The sequence below is a fragment of the Bradyrhizobium sp. HKCCYLRH3099 genome, assembly GCF_051167855.1.
Lineage (GTDB): Bacteria > Pseudomonadota > Alphaproteobacteria > Rhizobiales > Xanthobacteraceae > Bradyrhizobium.
The window spans coordinates 38,687-55,327 of the sequence record NZ_JBNPTW010000015.1; the positions used below are offsets into that span (position 1 = coordinate 38,687).

At 66.0% G+C, this 16,641-nt stretch carries 16 protein-coding genes; 8 read left to right on the plus strand and 8 right to left on the minus strand.

All coding sequences use genetic code 11. The features are described from left to right. Positions 1–114 precede the first annotated feature (114 nt). The 3 genes from ACQR1Y_RS24595 to ACQR1Y_RS24605 are packed head-to-tail and all read right to left on the minus strand — an operon-like array spanning position 115 to position 3,733. On the minus strand, positions 115–1,530 hold the full coding sequence (locus tag ACQR1Y_RS24595; protein ID WP_434878770.1) for an amidase: 1,416 nt from the start codon (positions 1,528–1,530) through the stop codon (positions 115–117). 11 nt (positions 1,531–1,541) lie between these two features. Next, a complete protein-coding gene (locus ACQR1Y_RS24600) occupies positions 1,542–2,945 on the minus strand; it encodes an amidase (protein WP_434878769.1) in 1,404 nt (467 codons plus the stop codon). Positions 2,946–2,965: 20 nt separating this feature from the next. Then, on the minus strand, positions 2,966–3,733 hold the full coding sequence (locus tag ACQR1Y_RS24605) for a FadR/GntR family transcriptional regulator (protein WP_434894323.1): 768 nt from the start codon (positions 3,731–3,733) through the stop codon (positions 2,966–2,968). Between the two features lie 452 nt (positions 3,734–4,185). On the opposite strand from ACQR1Y_RS24605, the gene ACQR1Y_RS24610 reads away from it, so the two are divergent. From ACQR1Y_RS24610 to ACQR1Y_RS24620, 3 genes are all read left to right on the plus strand, one after another. Further along, positions 4,186–5,712, plus strand: coding sequence for an ATPase domain-containing protein (locus ACQR1Y_RS24610; RefSeq protein WP_434878767.1), 1,527 nt, complete (start codon positions 4,186–4,188; stop codon positions 5,710–5,712). Further along, positions 5,702–7,399 (plus strand): response regulator, encoded by a 1,698-nt coding sequence (locus tag ACQR1Y_RS24615; RefSeq protein ID WP_434878766.1) that lies wholly within the window; start codon positions 5,702–5,704, stop codon positions 7,397–7,399. Before ACQR1Y_RS24610 ends, ACQR1Y_RS24615 begins: the two co-directional genes overlap by 11 nt. 133 nt (positions 7,400–7,532) lie before the next feature. Further along, entirely contained in the window at positions 7,533–8,003 is a 471-nt protein-coding gene (locus ACQR1Y_RS24620) for a DoxX family protein (protein ID WP_434856972.1), read from the plus strand. Positions 8,004–8,077: 74 nt separating this feature from the next. Here the strand turns inward: ACQR1Y_RS24620 and ACQR1Y_RS24625 are convergent, their stop codons facing one another. Together ACQR1Y_RS24625 and ACQR1Y_RS24630 are read right to left on the minus strand one after the other, a co-directional pair. Continuing rightward, positions 8,078–8,290: a hypothetical protein gene (locus tag ACQR1Y_RS24625; protein WP_434878765.1), complete on the minus strand. Its 213-nt coding sequence runs from the start codon at positions 8,288–8,290 to the stop codon at positions 8,078–8,080. A gap of 14 nt (positions 8,291–8,304) precedes the next feature. Beyond that, positions 8,305–9,033: a Crp/Fnr family transcriptional regulator gene (locus ACQR1Y_RS24630; protein WP_434878764.1), complete on the minus strand. Its 729-nt coding sequence runs from the start codon at positions 9,031–9,033 to the stop codon at positions 8,305–8,307. 327 nt (positions 9,034–9,360) lie between these two features. Between ACQR1Y_RS24630 and ACQR1Y_RS24635 the strand changes: the two genes are divergently transcribed. Further along, complete coding sequence (locus ACQR1Y_RS24635) at positions 9,361–9,513, plus strand: hypothetical protein (RefSeq protein ID WP_434856969.1); 153 nt, start codon at positions 9,361–9,363, stop codon at positions 9,511–9,513. Between the two features lie 444 nt (positions 9,514–9,957). After that, positions 9,958–11,976 (plus strand): PAS domain-containing protein, encoded by a 2,019-nt coding sequence (locus ACQR1Y_RS24640; RefSeq protein ID WP_434878763.1) that lies wholly within the window; start codon positions 9,958–9,960, stop codon positions 11,974–11,976. 18 nt (positions 11,977–11,994) lie between these two features. Here the strand turns inward: ACQR1Y_RS24640 and arr are convergent, their stop codons facing one another. Then, positions 11,995–12,405 carry an NAD(+)--rifampin ADP-ribosyltransferase gene (gene arr, locus ACQR1Y_RS24645; protein ID WP_434856967.1) on the minus strand — a complete coding sequence of 137 codons (411 nt, stop codon included), beginning with the start codon at positions 12,403–12,405 and terminating at the stop codon, positions 11,995–11,997. Between the two features lie 159 nt (positions 12,406–12,564). Here arr and ACQR1Y_RS24650 point away from each other — a divergent pair, with 159 nt between their 5' ends. After that, the gene (locus tag ACQR1Y_RS24650) at positions 12,565–13,278 is read left to right on the plus strand and encodes a DUF899 domain-containing protein (RefSeq protein ID WP_434878762.1); all 714 of its coding nucleotides are present in this window, start codon (positions 12,565–12,567) and stop codon (positions 13,276–13,278) included. Here ACQR1Y_RS24650 and ACQR1Y_RS24655 read toward each other — a convergent pair. Further along, positions 13,275–14,045, minus strand: a complete 771-nt coding sequence (locus ACQR1Y_RS24655) for a serine O-acetyltransferase (protein ID WP_434878805.1) — start codon at positions 14,043–14,045, stop codon at positions 13,275–13,277. The two genes, ACQR1Y_RS24650 and ACQR1Y_RS24655, sit on opposite strands and share 4 nt — an antisense overlap. 116 nt (positions 14,046–14,161) lie before the next feature. Between ACQR1Y_RS24655 and ACQR1Y_RS24660 the strand changes: the two genes are divergently transcribed. Next, positions 14,162–14,932 carry a hypothetical protein gene (locus ACQR1Y_RS24660; protein ID WP_434856964.1) on the plus strand — a complete coding sequence of 257 codons (771 nt, stop codon included), beginning with the start codon at positions 14,162–14,164 and terminating at the stop codon, positions 14,930–14,932. Positions 14,933–15,062: 130 nt separating this feature from the next. Here ACQR1Y_RS24660 and ACQR1Y_RS24665 read toward each other — a convergent pair whose 3' ends face one another. Next, a complete protein-coding gene (locus ACQR1Y_RS24665; protein WP_434856963.1) occupies positions 15,063–15,299 on the minus strand; it encodes a hypothetical protein in 237 nt (78 codons plus the stop codon). Here ACQR1Y_RS24665 and ACQR1Y_RS24670 point away from each other — a divergent pair. Further along, positions 15,298–16,122 carry a phytanoyl-CoA dioxygenase gene (locus ACQR1Y_RS24670; protein ID WP_434878761.1) on the plus strand — a complete coding sequence of 275 codons (825 nt, stop codon included), beginning with the start codon at positions 15,298–15,300 and terminating at the stop codon, positions 16,120–16,122. The two genes, ACQR1Y_RS24665 and ACQR1Y_RS24670, sit on opposite strands and share 2 nt — an antisense overlap. Positions 16,123–16,641: the final 519 nt, after the last annotated feature.

Sequence of the window (16,641 nt, forward strand, 5' to 3'; positions counted from 1 at the left end):
GGATGTTCCGCCGGAGCTTGTCATCCGGCCAGCCGGAGGCCGGAGGAACATGACGGCCTTGCAGACGGCGAAAGCTCAATCGGAAACAACCGCCATGCTCATTGCCTGATCGTCTCAGAACGTCGGCGCGATCGGCGTGATCCGTCCGAGGTGCTGCTCGATCACATCAGCCGCGTCGAGCACGACGTCCTCGCGAAAGCGCCGTCCGACCAGTTGAACACCCGTCGGCAGGCCGTCGTGCAGCCCGGTCGGCACCGAGATCGCGGGAAGGCCGAGCACCGGGATTGCAAAGCACGGCGCCTGCGCCGCCACGATCTCGTAGAACGACTCGCGGCTTGCGACGTCTGCGCCGTGCTTGAACGGCGGCGCGAGCGAGACCGGACACAGCAACAGCGGCGTTTTATCGAAGAACGCATTCCACTTGCGCAGCCATGTCGCGCGCCGCGTCAGCGCATCCATGTAGTCGACGGCGGAGGGAGGCGGCGCGTCGTCCATGTGCCACTTCATCGCGCGCTTGATGCCGTCGTCGCCATAGGCATAGACCGCCTCGAGCATGCGTGGCGCTTCGGCGCGCGACAGGATGTGCCAGTCTTCCATGATCGCTGCCATCTCAGGCGGATCGAGCTCCTCGATCACATAGCCTGCGGCCGCGAGCGCATCCGCCGCGCGCTGCAGCGCCGAGGCATTGTGAAGGTGAACACCGCTCTTCACCGGATCGCGCGACAGCGCCACGCGCATCGGCCGCCGCAGCGGCGCGCCCGCGAGCGGCGCCGGCACCCACCAGGAATCGCGGTGATCGCCCTGCGCCATCACCGACAGCGCGAGCCTGGCATCGGCGACGCTCCGCGTGATCGGGCCCTGGACCGACATCCATTGCAGCGACAATGCGCGTTCCACCTTGGCAGAGGGATTGAACGCAGGAACGCGGCCGAAGCTTGGACGCAGGCCCACCGTCCCCGTGCACCAGGCCGGGTAGCGCACCGAGCCGGCGAGATCGTTGGCATGGCCGATCGGCGTGATGCCGGCGGCAACGCTCGCCGATGCGCCGCCGCTGGAGCCGCCCGGCGTATGCTCCGGGGACCAGGGATTGAGCGTGCGGCCGAACAGATCGTTCTCGGTCGCCCAGCGCGAGGAGAACGCCGGCGTGTTGGTGCGGCCGATGATGACGGCGCCGGCCTTGCGAAAGTTCGCGACGACCGGCGCGTCCTCGGCCGCGATGTTGTCCTTGAAGGCGACGACGCCGTTGCTGTTGGCCTGGCAGATCTGATCGACATTGGTCTTGATGGTGATCGGCACACCATGCAGCGCGCCGAGCGCCTCGCCGCGTGCGACGGCGGCATCGGCGGCATCCGCTGCTGCGAGAGCCTCGGCGCCGAGATCGACCACCACGGCATTGAGCTTGGGATTGACCTCGGCCATGCGCGCCAGCGACGCCTGCACGGCCTCGCGGCTCGACAGTCTGCCGGCGCGGATGGCGCGGGCGAGATCGACGGCGTTCCAGCGCCAGAGCTCGTTGGATTGTGCGGTCATGAGACGGTCCATTACGGCGCGAGAGGTGGGGTGGACTCGGCGGCGGCGTGCTCGATCGCGGCCGCGGCATCGAGCACGAGGTCCTCGCGGAAGCGCGGACCGATGATCTGGACGCCGATCGGAATGCCCTCATGCACACCGGTCGGCACGCTGATCGAGGGCAGCCCGAGGAAGGCGGTCGCGAACAGGAACACATGCGAGCGGTACAACCGATCGACGCTGGCATCGCTCTCGACATCGACGCCGTAGGGCAGGGCGGTCTCCATCGCCACCGGGCACAGCACCAGCGGATGATCCTGCATGAACAACTGCCAGCGCCGCAGATAGGTCGCGCGTGACGACGTCAGCCGGATCATGCTGCCGACATCGAGCTCCGGCGTGCGATTCATCATCAGCTCGAAGGCGCGTCGCGCCAGCGCGTCGCCATGCTCAGCGACCTGCGCGGCAATCGTCACGCGCGACTCGCCTTGAGCAAAGTCGTTCCACGCGGTGGCCGCGGCGGCGACATCGGGCGGATCACGCCACGTCACCTCGTAGCCCGCATTGTGCAGGATGTGCGCGGCCTTGCGCACGGCGGCCTCGACCTCCGGCGCGATGCCCACACCGGCCGGATCGAGGCAGACGGCGACGCCGGGATGGTCGATGCGCGGGCCGTCGAGCGGCATCGCGACATGCCAGGGATCGCGCGGATCGGGCGCGGCCATCGCCGCCAACGCCAGGCGGGCGTCCTCGACATTGCGCGTGATCGCGCCCTGCACCGAGACCCATTGCAGCGACAATTGCCGCTCCGATGGCGCGGTCCCGTTGAAGGCCGGCACACGGCCGAATGACGGCCGCAGGCCGACGGTGCCGGTGCAATAGGCGGGATAGCGGATCGAGCCGCCGCCGTCATTGCCATGCGCGATCGCGCACATGCCGGTGGCCGCGGCAACCGCCGCGCCGCCGCTCGACCCGCCCGGTGTGCGGTCGGGCCGCCACGGGTTGAGCGTGCGGCCGTGCAGGTCGTTGTCGGTGAACCAGCGCATCGAGAATGCCGGCGTGTTGGTGCGGCCGATGATGACGGCGCCGGCGCGGCGCAGATTGGCGACGACGGGCGCGTCGTCCTTGGCGATGTTGTCCTTGAAGGCGATGACGCCGTTCGTGGTTGGTAGTCCCCGCTGGTCGACGTTGATCTTCGTCGTCACCGGTACGCCATGCAAAGGTCCGAGCGCCGTGCCCGCGGCCACCATGCGGTCGGCGAGATCGGCGGCTTCGAGCGCAGCCTCGTGCTGCACCGAGACCACGGCATTGAGCTCGGGATTGAGGGCGGCGATACGGTCGAGGCTCGCGCTGACGGCCTCGCGGCTCGTGATCTCCTTGGTGCGAATGGCGGCGGCAAGTTGCGTGGCCGACCAGCGCCACAGCGGCGTATCCATGCGAAGCAAACCTTATGCGATCAGGAGGATTTGGGAGCGGGGCGTCGCGCGAGGGTGCGCGCGTGCAGCGGCACGATGAACTGCTCGGCCTTTTCGATATGCGCCAGCATCAGCCGCTTGACCTTGGCCCGGTCGCCCTTGCGCAGAGCGGCGACGATCGCCGCATGCGCCGTGCAATTGGCGTGGACGAAGGCGCGCTCGTCCGGCGCATGCGTCGGCGACGGCGCGGTGCCGGCCACCGCGCTGCGGATGACCTCGTTGACGAAGCGGGCCATCATCGCCAGCAACGGGTTCGGGCAGGCTTCCGCCAGGATCTCGTGGAATTCGATTTCTGCCGCGCGTTGAGCGGCCCAGGCGTGGATGTCGTGATCGTCGAGCACGGCGATGCTGGCCTGCAGCCGCGCGAAATGGCTGTCGCTGAGATGGCCGACGACGCTCTCGGCCAGTGCCGGCTCGACCAGCTTGCGCACGGCATAGATCTGCTCGGCCTCGAGGGCCTGAAAATGGAAGAAGCTGCGCATGTAGTCGAACACGCGCTCCTCCTCGATCGCGCGCACCCGTACGCCGCCGCGCGGGCCGGGCACCGAACAGATCATGCCCTGGAATTCCAGCGACTTCAGCGCCTCGCGCACCGACCCGCGGCTGGCGCCGAACTCCGCCATCAGCTCCTTCTCGCCGGGCAATGCATCGTCCGGCGCCATCGCCCCCTCAATGATCCGCGCCCGCAAGGCGCGCGCGATGCGTTCGGGAGTCTTGGCAGCAGGGCGCATGTTGATTGTCATGATCATCATAATGATCATGATGAATTAGGGTGTCAAGGCGGGTTCCGTCCGGGTCGTGAGTGAGCAGGCTTCGCTCGCGCCACCTCCCCGCTGCGCTCCCCTCCCCCTTGCGGGGAGGGGTCGGGGGTGGGGGTCCCCGGAAAAAGTGCCGATGAGACCTAACCTCTCCCGCGGTCTAAGCGTTGAATGCCTGCCGCTTGCGTCGCGTGCCCCACATTCCGCTCCGAGCAAGTCACCCCCACCCCCAACCCCTCCCCGCAATGGGGAGGGGAGCTGACCGCCATCGCGGCGCTAGGAACTCTCACCAGACACAAGCGTCTCCCACCGCCTGCGGTGCCAGTGTCGGTTCCGCGGGAACCCAGAGCGGCTTCATCGTGTTCCTGTCTGGCCGGTCGAACCCTGCGGTTTGCCCCGGCCGGGTGATTGCCGTTGAGTTCATTGTCACGACGGAGCTTTGCATGACGGAGGAGCCTGTTCGCGGGAGCGACAATGGCGGCCCCGGCGATCTGCCGCGCGTTTCCACCGGGAGTAACGGCCTCGACGACATCCTCGGCGGCGGCTTCGATCCCAATCGCCTCTATCTCTATGAGGGCCGGCCAGGGACCGGAAAGACCACCATCGCGCTGCAATTCCTGCTCAAGGGCGTGAGCCTCGGCGAGCGCGTGCTCTACATCACCCTGTCGGAGACGGGCCGCGAACTCGACCTGGTGGCGCGACGGCACGGCTGGTCGCTGACTGGTGTCGACATTTTCGAACTGGTGCCGCCGGAGACCACGCTGGATCCGGAACGCGAGCTGACGGTGTTTCATCCGGCCGAGGTCGAACTCAGCGAGACCACCGGCTTGATGTTCGCCGAGGTCGAGCGGATCAATCCGAGCCGCGTCGTGATCGACAGCCTGTCCGAGCTGCGCCTGCTCGCGCAGAGCCCGCTGCGTTATCGCCGTCAGGTGCTTGCCCTGAAGCACTTCTTCGCCAGACGCAGATGCACCGTCATCCTGCTCGACGATCTCTCCTCGTCGCAGGACGATCTCCAGCTGCATTCCGTTGCGCACGGGGTCGTGATGCTGGAGCAGCTCGCCATCGACTACGGCGCGGAGCGGCGCAGGCTGCGTGTGATCAAGATGCGCGGCATCGCGTTTCGCGGCGGCTACCATGATTTCACCATCGAGCCCGGCGGGCTGAAGATCTATCCTCGCCTGGTCGCGGCCGAGCATCATCGGGATTTCACCGGCGATTTCACGCCGAGCGGCAATGCAGAGCTCGACCAGTTGCTCGGCGGCGGGCTGGAGCGCGGCACCAATGCGCTCCTGATCGGCGCGGCCGGCGTCGGCAAGTCGTCGGTGGCGATGCTCTATGCGATCGCGGCCGCGCAACGCGGCGAGCATGCGGTGTTGTTCGCCTTCGACGAGGGCCGCGGCACCGTCGAGGCGCGCGCGCGGACGCTGGGCCTCGCGCTCGATGACCACATCGAATCCGGCCGCATCCGTTTCCAGCAGATCGATCCGGCCGAGCTGTCGCCGGGCGAGTTCGGCGCCATCGTCCGCGACAGCGTCGAGCGGGACAACGCCCGCGTCGTCATCATCGACAGTCTCAACGGCTATCTCAACGCCATGCCCGACGAGCGCTTTCTCATCCTGCAGATGCACGAGCTTCTGACCTATCTCGGCCAGCAGGGCGTGCTGACCATCCTGGTTCTGGCGCAGCACGGGATGGTCGGGCCGATGGATACGCCGCTCGACATCAGCTATCTCAGCGATGCCGTGCTGATGCTGCGCTATTTCGAGGCGGGGGGTAACGTCCGGCGTGCCATGTCGGTGGTCAAGAAGCGCAGCGGTCACCACGAGCATAGCATCCGAGAATTCCGCATGAGCAGCGCCGGCATCAGCCTGGGCCCGCCGCTCAAGGCGTTCAGCGGCATCTTCGCGGGCAGTCCGCAATATACCGGCACCGACATTCCCGAGACGAGCATGCCAGATGAGCGCTGAGCGGGATCACCGCGTTCTCGTTTTCGCGCCGATCGGCCGCGACGGCCCGGCCTCGGCGGAGCTGCTGCGCAGCGCGCGGATCGCGACGAACGTTTGCCGCGACCTGTCGGAGCTCATCACGGAGATGAGCGCCGGCGTCGGTGCGGTGGTCGTGGCCGAAGAGGGGCTGTTCGCCAAGGCCACCGCGCCGCTGCGGCAATGGGCGGAGCGGCAGCCGCCCTGGTCCGACCTGCCGTTCATCGTACTGACCAGCCATCGTGAGCAGCGCGCTGTCGTGTCGTGGCGGCGCGAGCTGGTCCATGCGCTGCGCAACGTGTCGCTGCTCGAGCGGCCGATCCAGCCGATCACGCTGACCAGCGCGGTGCAGTCGGCGTTGCGCGCCCGCCGCCGACAGTATGAGATCCGCGCCTTGATCGATGCGCGCGAACAGTCGGCGCAGCAGCTCGAGCTGCTCGTCGTCGAGCGCACCCGCGCGCTGGCAGAATCCAACGAACATCTGCGCGTCGAGATGGCCGAGCGCGCCCGCGTCGAGGAGACGCTGCGGCAGGCGCAGAAGATCGAGGCGATCGGCCGTCTCACCGGCGGCGTCGCCCACGACTTCAACAACCTGCTGATGGTGATCTCCGGCGGCCTCGACATGCTCGACCGGCAGAGCGATCCGGCGCGGCGGCGGCGCCTGATGGACGGCATGATCCAGGCGGCGCAGCGCGGCGCGAGCCTCACGCGTCAGCTGCTCGCCTTCTCGCGCCGGCAGGAGCTGCGGCCGGAGCCGGTCGACATCGCCCGCCAGATCGGCGGCATGCGCGAGCTGCTCGACCGCAGCCTGCGCGGCGACGTGCACGTGCAGTTCGAATTTCCCGACAATCTGTGGCCGGTCGAGGTCGATCCCGGCGAGCTCGAACTCGTCGTGCTCAACCTCGCCGTCAACGCCCGGGACGCGATGCCGAGCGGCGGCACGATCGTGGTGCGCGCGGAGAACCTGCGCGATCTCGACGACGATGAACTGGCCGGCGACTATGTCCGCCTGTCGGTGATCGACACCGGCACCGGGATGAGCGACGAGGTGCGCGTGCGGGTGTTCGAGCCGTTCTTCACCACCAAGGACATCGGCAAGGGCTCGGGACTTGGCCTGGCGCAGGTCTATGGCTTCGTGACCCAGTCGCGCGGCAGCGTGCGGATCGACTCGGCGATCGGCAATGGCACGACGATCGCATTGTATCTGCCGCGATCCACCCAGGCCGCATCCAAGGACCAGCATCATCTGGTCGATCTCGACCGGCCGCGCCCGCGCCGCCCCGACGAAGGCCGGGTCCTGCTGGTCGAGGACGACGACGAGGTCGCCGCGCTCGTCAGCGAGATGCTGCGCCAGCTCGGCTACGACGTGACGCGCGCTGCGAGCGCTGCGGCGGCGCTCGGCGCGCTCGCCGATGGCCGCAACGTGGATCTGGTGTTCTCCGACGTCATGATGCCCGGCGGCATGAACGGCGTCGATCTTGCCCGCGAGATCCAGAAGCGGCGCGTCGACATGCCGATCCTGCTGACCTCGGGCTATTCCGGCGCGGCCGTCCACGCCGCGCGGGAGGCGGGGGTTCGGATCCTGCCGAAGCCCTATCGGATCGACGAGCTCGCCGCCGCGCTGGATGCGGTGAAGGTGGAGAACGTCTGGTCGCGTGCGCGCACGTCCTGATTAGTTGAGCAACGCAGCTATCGATAATCAAGCGTCAGCTCTGCGTTTTTCGCTCACCGCATTTTGATGTGCCGCAATGGCTGCTGCTCCCCCCGCTGCAATAGTAGGCGCAGACGGAAAGGAGTTGAAAACCATGTGGCTCACCAAGGACGACTTCCGCATCAAGGCGGAGAATTTCGATCTCTCGAATGGCCTGAACATCCTTCGCATCATCTGCGGTTTGTTTCTGTTTCCCCATGTCGCCGGCAAGTTTGCCGCCGGCACCGTGTCGGCCGCGACCGCTGGCTTCTTCGCCAAGGCCGGCTTTCATCCGCCGGAGATCTGGGTGGTGATCGCCGCCGCGTCCGAATGCGCTGCCGGTGTTGCGCTGGTGCTCGGCATCTGCACGCGCTTCGCCGCGCTCGGCGCCACCGCGCTGCTGCTGTTCGCGGTCTATGCCCTGCAGGTCGTGAAGGGCTTCGGCTGGACCTGGAACACCGGCGGCTATGAATACCCCGTGTTCTGGGCGATCACTTCGCTGGTCGTCGCGATCGAGGCCTGGAAGGTGCACCTCGCCCAGGCCAAGCCCCGCGCCGGCGTGCTGCCGGCCCGTGCGGCGGCGTGAGATCGCCCCTTCACTTCACCATCTGCGATTGCAAGGGAGCCGCCCCATGGGCGGCTCTCGCGTTTGATACTCCGTCAGCTCCGCGCGATCAGCACCGACACCGTCACGCGTCCGACGGGGCCATGGTCGGAGCTGACCTCCAGGCTGACATTGGTCAATGCAAGGTCGAGCCGGTCCCGCGCGATCGCGAGGGCGGTGTCCGCCGTCTCCCGCAGCGCCGTCTCGACGTCCGGAAGCTCGACGGCGTCGCCGGGCATTTCGCCGGGATGTGTGACATAGAAGCGCATCTCGTCCGTTCCGGCTACAGGCCCCCGCGAGGGGAGTTGTCGATTTGATGGAGATACGCGGGATCAAATTCTCCGGCAGCGACGACTTTGTCGACATCGATCAATTTGACAAGGTTCTTGCGGATGTCCAGGACGCGCTGGCTGCGAAACTCCTGAAGCACGCGGTTCACATGCACGGTGCTGAGGCCGAGCGCATCGGCGAGATCCGACTGCGTGATCGGGAACTGGTACTCGTTGTCTTCGACGAGGCCGACTTCGGCCAGCCGCTGCCGCAGCTCCGCGAGCAGGTGAGCCATGCGGGCCGACGCCGAGCGCACGCCCAGGTTCAGCACCCGTTCGCGAAAGATTGCCGAATCGACCAGGGTTTCGCGCCACAGCGCACGGGCTACGGCTGGATGTGTATCAATCAGGCGGGCGATGTCGTCATGGTCGATGAAACCCAGCGTCGCCGCGGAGATGGTGACGAGGTCGTGGTCCATGGTCTTGAGTAGCAGGCTCTGCAGATCGGGCAGGTCGCCGGGGATATGGAACGACAGGATCTGGCGCTTGCCGGTCTCCGTGACCTTGGCGCGGTAGGCGAACCCACTCATGATCAGGCAGCACGCGCTCGGACTGTCGCCCTCGAATACAATGTGGGTTTCAGCGTCGACCGCCTTCATTGCGACGGGAAGCGCCTCGATCGCTCTGATGTCGTCTTCGCTCAGCTCGGTCGCGTTCCGCAGCTTGCGGACCAGCGTCGCCATGTGGTGCATCGGATGCTCGCGATGGCGAAGGACAAGACCATCGACTTGAGGCAGGGTCTTTGGGACCGGAGAGCGATATGCCAAATTTCGCTGCGCAGGCAGGGGGAGCACAATCATCTCTCGGCCAGCCTCCCGCTAAGAAGTGGGGCTGGTGCAAGACAATCCGGTGAGCGTCAGTTTTGTTCCCTCGCCGGAATATTTTCTTGATCCGTCGCATTTTGCGCGGGCAGAGAGGGCCGAGGCGCGGGACGACCCTCACTCCTTTTAGGTTGATTCGGCACGCACTTGCTCGCATCCTCTCCCCATCAGGACGGAGAGGCAGCCCGCATGGAACGCTACATCCGGAACGAAAACATTCGCCGCTTTCGTCAGCTGCTCGAGTCCGAGACCGACGAGCAGAAGCGCAGGGTCATTCAGCAGCTGCTCGCGGCTGAGGAAGCCCGGGAGGTTCCGCCGGGTTCCGAGGTGCCCAAGAGCTAGGGCCGCTCACCGCTGCCGGGCTTCCACCCAGTTGAGAGTTCCGCAGCCAGAGCAATTGAACAGCCGCTCTGCAACTCCTGTCCGGGGATTGAGGATGCTCCGAATCCGAGGGGCGGGCTGGCCACAGCTGCGGCACGACGGCAGACCGCTGCCCCCGTCGCCCGAAAAGCTGCTCTTGTTGTCTGGCACGTCTGACATCACGATCCCAAAACTCACGAGATCAATCGGCGGATCAGCGCCGGAAGACAATTCGGGACAATACGGAGCCGATTGCGCCGAATGTCCGGCGCATCTCCGGCCCTTTTAGCCGCCTTGCGGCGATCGAGAAATCTGTTCCTCGCGTGGAACTTCCTCCCCGCCCAGCCGTTACGTCGATGCGTTGACTCGTGACTGCCCGTGGGTCGTGCAAGGCGAGGCGGCAATGTCGCCGCAAGTGGGGGATGGATGAGCAGTCGCGAGTTCGTGCGTCGTTTCTGGCGCAATCAGACATCCCTTGCCTACGATCTTCCTGACCTTGTCGCCGGCACCCTCGACGATCGCGATTTCCGCCTGCTGGCGGATGGCATCCCGACGCTGTGCTGGATCGCCAATGGTGACGGCTACATCGTCTGGTACAATCGCCGCTGGCACGAATACTGCGGCAGCACGCCCGAGCAGATGGAAGGCTGGGGCTGGCAGTCGGTGCATGATCCCGAGCAATTGTCCTCGGTGATGGAGCGCTGGCAGGCCTCGATCGCCACCGGCGAGCCGTTCGAGATGACCTTTCCGCTGCGCGGCGCCGACGGCCTCTTTCGTCCGTTTCTCACCCGCATCCAGCCGATGCGCGATGCCTCCGGAAAGGTCAGGCGCTGGTTCGGCGTGAACATGGAGGTGTCGGCGCAGGTCGAGGCCGAGCAGGCGCTGCGCGCCAGCGAGATGCAGGCGCGCGCCGATGCCGAGCGCGTGCAGCTCGCGCTCGCGGCGGGCGCGATCATCGGCACCTGGGTCTGGGACATCCCGTCGAACCGCTTCACCGTCGACGAGAACTTTGCGCATAATTTCGGCCTCGATCCGTCGCTCGGACGCGAGGGGCTGAGCCTCGAGCAGGTCACCATGACCGTGCATCCCGAGGACCAGGCCGGGCTCGCAGCCGTCATCCAGGAGGCGCTGACATCAGGCGGATCCTACGCGCATCAATATCGCGTTCGCCGCCGCGACGGCGTCTATCGCTGGATCGAGGCCAATGGCCGTGTCGAGCAGCGTGACGGCCGGCCCGTGCGCTTTCCCGGCGTGCTGCTCGACGTTCACGAGCGTCGCGCGGCCGAGGCCGCGCTGCGCGACACGGAAGAACAGCTCCGGCTGGCCACCCAATTCGCTGAGATCGGCTTCTGGGACTACGACCCCGTCAACGATGTCCTGGTGTGGCCGCCGCTGGTGAGGAAGATGTTCGGCGTCGCCGAGGACGCGGCGATCACGATCGCGGACTTCTACGAGGGCGTGCATCCCGACGATTCCGAGGCGACCAACGCGGCTTTCGCGGCGGCCGCCGACCCGGTGCAGCGTGCGCTCTATGACGTCGAATATCGCACCATCGGCAAGAACGATGGCGTGGTACGCTGGGTGGCGGCGAAGGGCCGCGGTCTGTTCGACGCGTCCGGCCGCTGCGTTCGCCTGATCGGCACCGCGATCGACATCTCCGATCGCAAGGCCGCGGAAGCGCGGCTGCGCGATCTCAACGAGCGCCTCGAAGTCGCCAATGAGGAGATCAAGCGCTATGCCCATGTCGTGAGTCACGACCTGCGCGCGCCGCTGGTCAACATCATGGGCTTTGCCCAGGAGCTGCAGAGCCTGCGCGAGGAGATGTTCGACGCCGGCCGGTTGCCGAAGTCCGATCCCGTGCGTCAGCAGGCCGAGCGCGACTTCGACGAGTCCCTGTCGTTCATCCGCGCCGCGACGCAGAAGATGGACGGGCTGATCTCCGCCATTCTGAAGGTCTCGCGCCACGGCCAGCAGCCGCTGCATCCGGAGCCGCTCGACATGAGCGCGCTGGTGCAGAAGCTCGCCGACGCCATCCGCCATCAGACCGAGACGGCAGGCGCCATCATCGAGGTCGCGCCGCTGCCGCGGCTCGTCGCCGATCCGCTCGCGATCGGCCAGATCTTCGGCAATCTGCTCGACAACGCGGTCAAATATCTCGATCCCGCGCGTCCCGGCCGCATCGCCATCACCGGCGAGGAGCGCGGCCGCGACGTGCTGTTTCATGTCGCCGACAACGGCCGCGGCATCCGCCCCGAGGACCAGGCGCGGGTGTTCGAGCTGTTCCAGCGCGCCGGCAAGCCTGACCAGCCGGGCGAGGGCATCGGCCTTGCGCATGTGAAGTCGCTGCTCGGCCGTCTGAACGGCAGCATCAGCCTGACCTCGGAGGCCGGTGTCGGCACCACGTTCACGGTGACCCTGCCGCGCGTGGCACAGGCGTCGCCATGACGCCGTTCGCCCCGCCTGTCAGTCGATGATCCCCGGGCCGTCGGTCATCGCCCGCGCCACGCCCTGCTTCATGCGCTCCAGCGCCTCCGGCGCGTGCCCGTGCCAACCGACGACCTCGGCCAAGACCCGCAACGGCGCACGCGATCGATACGACCGTGTCGGATTGCCCGGAAACTTCTTGTCGGTCACGTTCGGATCGTCTTCGATCTCTCCGGTCGGCTCGACCACATAGATCCGTTCCCGCGCGCTGCCCGCTGCCAGCTCGGCGCCCCAGATCGCCGCATCCAGCGTGGCCGTGAAGTAGACCCAGGACAGCGCCGCGTCCATGTAGTTCGAGCCATGGCCGACCGCGATCAGGTCGCCCGGTTTCAGATCGGCGCGCGTGCCGTGGAAGAAGGATTGCGCAAACACGGTCGCGACAGATGACATGAGGGTCCCTCGATCATGTGACCTGTCGTCATGCGCGAAGGCGCCGCCGCCGGCAAGCTGAAATCCAAGCCGGCGATCGCACGAAAAAATCACCGGGAGACCTGTCGGAATTCCCGCCGTCACATCGTCCTCCGAGCGCACAGCACGGAGGAACCCGACATGACCGCTCCGAAGATCGTCGCTCAGGACGCGTGGACCGAGGCGCATCGCACCCATCTGGCCAAGGAAAAGGCCTTCATGCGGCAACGCGATGCGCTGTCGGCCGAGCGGCGCGCGCTGCCCTGGCTCAGGATCGAGAAGGACTATCTGTTCCAGGCGCCGCAGGGGCCCGTTACCTTGAGCGGTCTGTTCCAGGGCCGCAGCCAGCTCATCATCTATCATTTCATGATGGGCCCGGGCGATCCGCACCGCTGTCCCGGCTGCTCGTTCCTGTGCGACCATATCGACGGCGCCAACCAGCATCTGCGCCACCACGATGTCAGCCTGGTCGCGGTGTCGCGCGCCCCTCTGGCCGAGATCCTGCCCTACAAGGCGCGGATGGGCTGGGCGTTCGACTGGGTGTCATCGCATGCCAGCGACTTCAATTTCGATTTCCAGGTCTCGTTCTCGGACGAGCAGATCGCGACCGGGCAGGCGATCTACAATTTCGCGCCCTTGAAGCGCGGCTCGCACGAGCTTCCCGGCCTCACCGTGTTCACCAAGGATGCGGCCGGCGACATCTTCTGCACCTTCCAGGTCCGCTCCCGCGGCGGCGACCCGCTGATCGGCGCCTATCACTATCTCGATCTCACGCCGAAGGGCCGCAACGAAACCGGCCGCGGCAACCTCTCGGACTGGGTCCGCCTGCACGACGAATACACGCCGCGGGCCTAAGCCTCGGCAGGCGCGAGCCGATCCGGGCAATTCGTCAAACGCGCCGGAGAGCCGATGGCGGTGCAGCCGGCGGGCACATCCGCGGTGACGACCGCTCCCGCGCCGATCTTGGCGAACGCGCCCACCGCGACGTCGCCGAGGATGATTGCCCCCGACGAGACCAGCACCCCGCGCCCGATCCGCGGCGCGCGGCCAGGCAGCGCGTCCTGCCGGCCAATCGTGACGTTCTGCAGGATCGTGACCTCGTCGCCGATCTCGGCAAACGCGCCGATGATGATCCCGGTGGCGTGATCGAGAAACACCCCCGTTCCGAGCCTGGCGGATGGATGAATGCTCACCTGCAGAGAGGTCGAGGCCTCCGCCTGCAGCAGCAGCGCGAGGTCGGGCTTGTCGTTGCTCCAGAGCCAATGCGAAACACGATACGCCTGAAGCGCGATGTAGCCCTTGTAGTTCAGCAGCGGCGGCAGCAGCGCCGTGGTTGCAGGATCGCGCGCGGCGATGGCGCCGAGGTCGTGATACGCTGCGTCGACCAGTTCGGGGGCCGCGAGCTGCGCTTCGCTCGCGATCGCGGCGAACTGCGCCTGCTCGGCCCTCGCCCGGCCAAGGCGGACGCCGATCTGGGATGCGATCACGCTTCCGAGATCCCGATGATCGAGAATCGCAGCCGACATCGCGCGGCCAAACACGGGATCGCGCGCTGCGGCCAGCTCTGCTTCGCGCCGAAGGGATGACCACAATTCGTGTTCGACGTCAGGGCTAGCCGTCATGACAGTCATTAATCCGCTGACAATGCCCCCTAACATACAGGGCTTCCGGCGCCGATGCCAGCCGCCGAGGCGAGCAGACCGTTCCTGGCCCCTTTCTCTTGGCCGCGCGAACGATCGTGATATCGTTCGTCAAGCGGCGACTTTCACGAGAGAGCAAAAAATTGCGGTCCAGCTCTAAGCCATCCACCTCGCCCGATCTGCTCGACTGCGTACGGCGGTATGGCCGCGCGCTGCTGCTTGGGCTGATGATGGTCGCAGGCTCGCCCGCGCGAGCCGACTCCACGGTTGATATGAGTGCGAAGAACCTGATGGTGGTCATCAGGGAGTCGATAGGCGCCAACAAACAGACTGAAACGCTGGAGCCCATGGGCAGGATGCGGGCGAAATTGGCCGACGGCAAGGAGGTGGAGTTCGAGCTCTGCGCATTCCTGCTCCTTGGTGACATGCACATCAGGTTCGTCTTCGATGGGCTCAGCATGATGCAGAACGCCAAACCGCAGGATCTGGCCCGCCTTGGCCTTGCTCCGGCCGAGGCGCTCCAGCTTGCGGTCGCAAATATCAAGCGAGTATATGGCGATCCTGTCGTCAAGCCTTGGGACAACGGCGTCATGGAGGTCGCCGGGAGGTCGCCCGATCTCGACAGTAGCTATTTTCTGGATCGCGAATTCTGGCAGCGTCGATTGCAGGACCATCCTGAGGGCTTGGTCGCTGCGGTGCCCAGGCGTGGTGCCCTGCTGTTTGCTCCGCTCGCCCGCCGCGACGCCGTCGACTGGCTGCGCAGAAACATCAATCAAATATACGCCAGCGGCGATCGCTTGCGGGTGTCGTCCGGGCTCTATTTGTTCAAGGACGATCGGTGGACAGTGTTTCAGTCGCCGAAAAACTAACTTGTTTACGAGGCTCGGCACTCTGCAGGTCAACGGCGGCATGGGCGGAGGTCCGCGGTTCGTGCCATGAACTCGGTTACGATCGTACGGGCTCGGGTTTGCAACTGCAGAGGTTCGTGCTCACCCGTCGCTATGGACTTGCGATGCCGCGATTGCTTGCTTGGAATGGTGACGAGTGATACGCTTTCTGCATGAAGAGCATCATCTCCATCGCTTCGGTCTTCTTCCTGACCCATTGATCGCGGCCCGTCTCGCGGGCGCACGACGTGGCGCGGCGCGTTGCCGCATGTTTCAGGATCAGACCCGGCCAGTGACCGCGCAACGCGCGGAAGGATCTCACTTGGCCATGCGATGCGAGGACCTTCATGCCCGACAATCCAATCTCGGCGGCGCAGCCGCCTGTGCTGTCGTCTGCGCAGATCGATCAGTTCATCCGCGACGGGTTCGTCAAGCTCGAGCGCGCGTTCTCGCGCGAGCTTGCCACGGCGGCGCGCGCCATTCTCTGGCGCGACCTGCCGTGCCGCGCCGATGATCCCACCTCATGGACGCGGCCGGTGATCAGGCTCGGCCAGTATCACGACGAGCCGTTCAAGCAGGCCGTCAACACGCCGCGTCTCTACGCCGCCTTCGATCAATTGGTCGGCCCTGGACGCTGGCGTCCGCGTCCGGGCCTCGGCACGTTCCCGGTGCGCTTTCCTCATCCCGATGATCCCGGCGACGCCGGCTGGCACGTCGATCTGAGCTTTCCCGGTCCCGACAGCAACTCGGAAGCGCGTCCGGGCTTCTCGACTTGGCGCGTCAATTTTCTGTCGCAGGGTCGTGCGCTGCTGATGTTGTTTCTGTTCTCCGACATCGGCGAGCATGACGCGCCGACGCGCATCAAGGTCGGGTCGCATCTCGATGTCGCGCGATATCTGGCGCCGGCCGGCGAGGCCGGGCGCTCCGCGGATGAGCTGAGCCAGTTCTCCGCCAGCCTGGAGCGCCCCCAGGTGCTTGCGACCGGGGAAGCCGGCGACGTCTATCTCTGCCATCCGTTTCTGTCGCATGCGGCGCAGATGCACCGGGGCACGGAGCCGCGCTTCCTCGCCCAGCCGCCGCTGCATCCAAGCGAGCCGGTCTGTCTCGATCGGGCGGATGCGGCCTACTCGCCGGTCGAGATCGCGACCCGTCTTGCGCTCGGCAAAGGCTGAACGCCCGGTTCGGCAGCGCTAACGCCGAGGCAAGACGATAATTCGGTGACAGTGCACTCAATATGACAGGTAGTTGAGTGCACTGTCACCGACATACCACCGAAATACGAAATACCGAGAAGATGAGCCTTGTCGATTGCATCGCCAGTCAGGCGAGGTCTTGGAGCGCACCGCGCAAGCCCGTTCAACCGCTGCCGTTATCGAACTGCCGTGGGCCGCGGTGAAGTTGTCCCGCAAATGCGCCGTCCTAACCTCCTATGCCTCAGCTCAGGTCTGTTTCGCCATTCGTGTCGCCGGAGGCAAAGGTTGAGGATTCAAAGCCTGCCGCTTTGCGCGTTGGAGAGCTTTGTACTCTCGTTCGGTAATCCAGGGGGTAGGATCACCAGGAGACTGGCCCAAACCGAAATTGACGAAGGGATTCACCGGTATTGTGAAGGATAGAATCTCCCAGTGGAGACACTTGCCTCGTGTCCAATGAAAGCTGTGAGTGGCAGGGTCATAGACTTCATAGATGAGCCA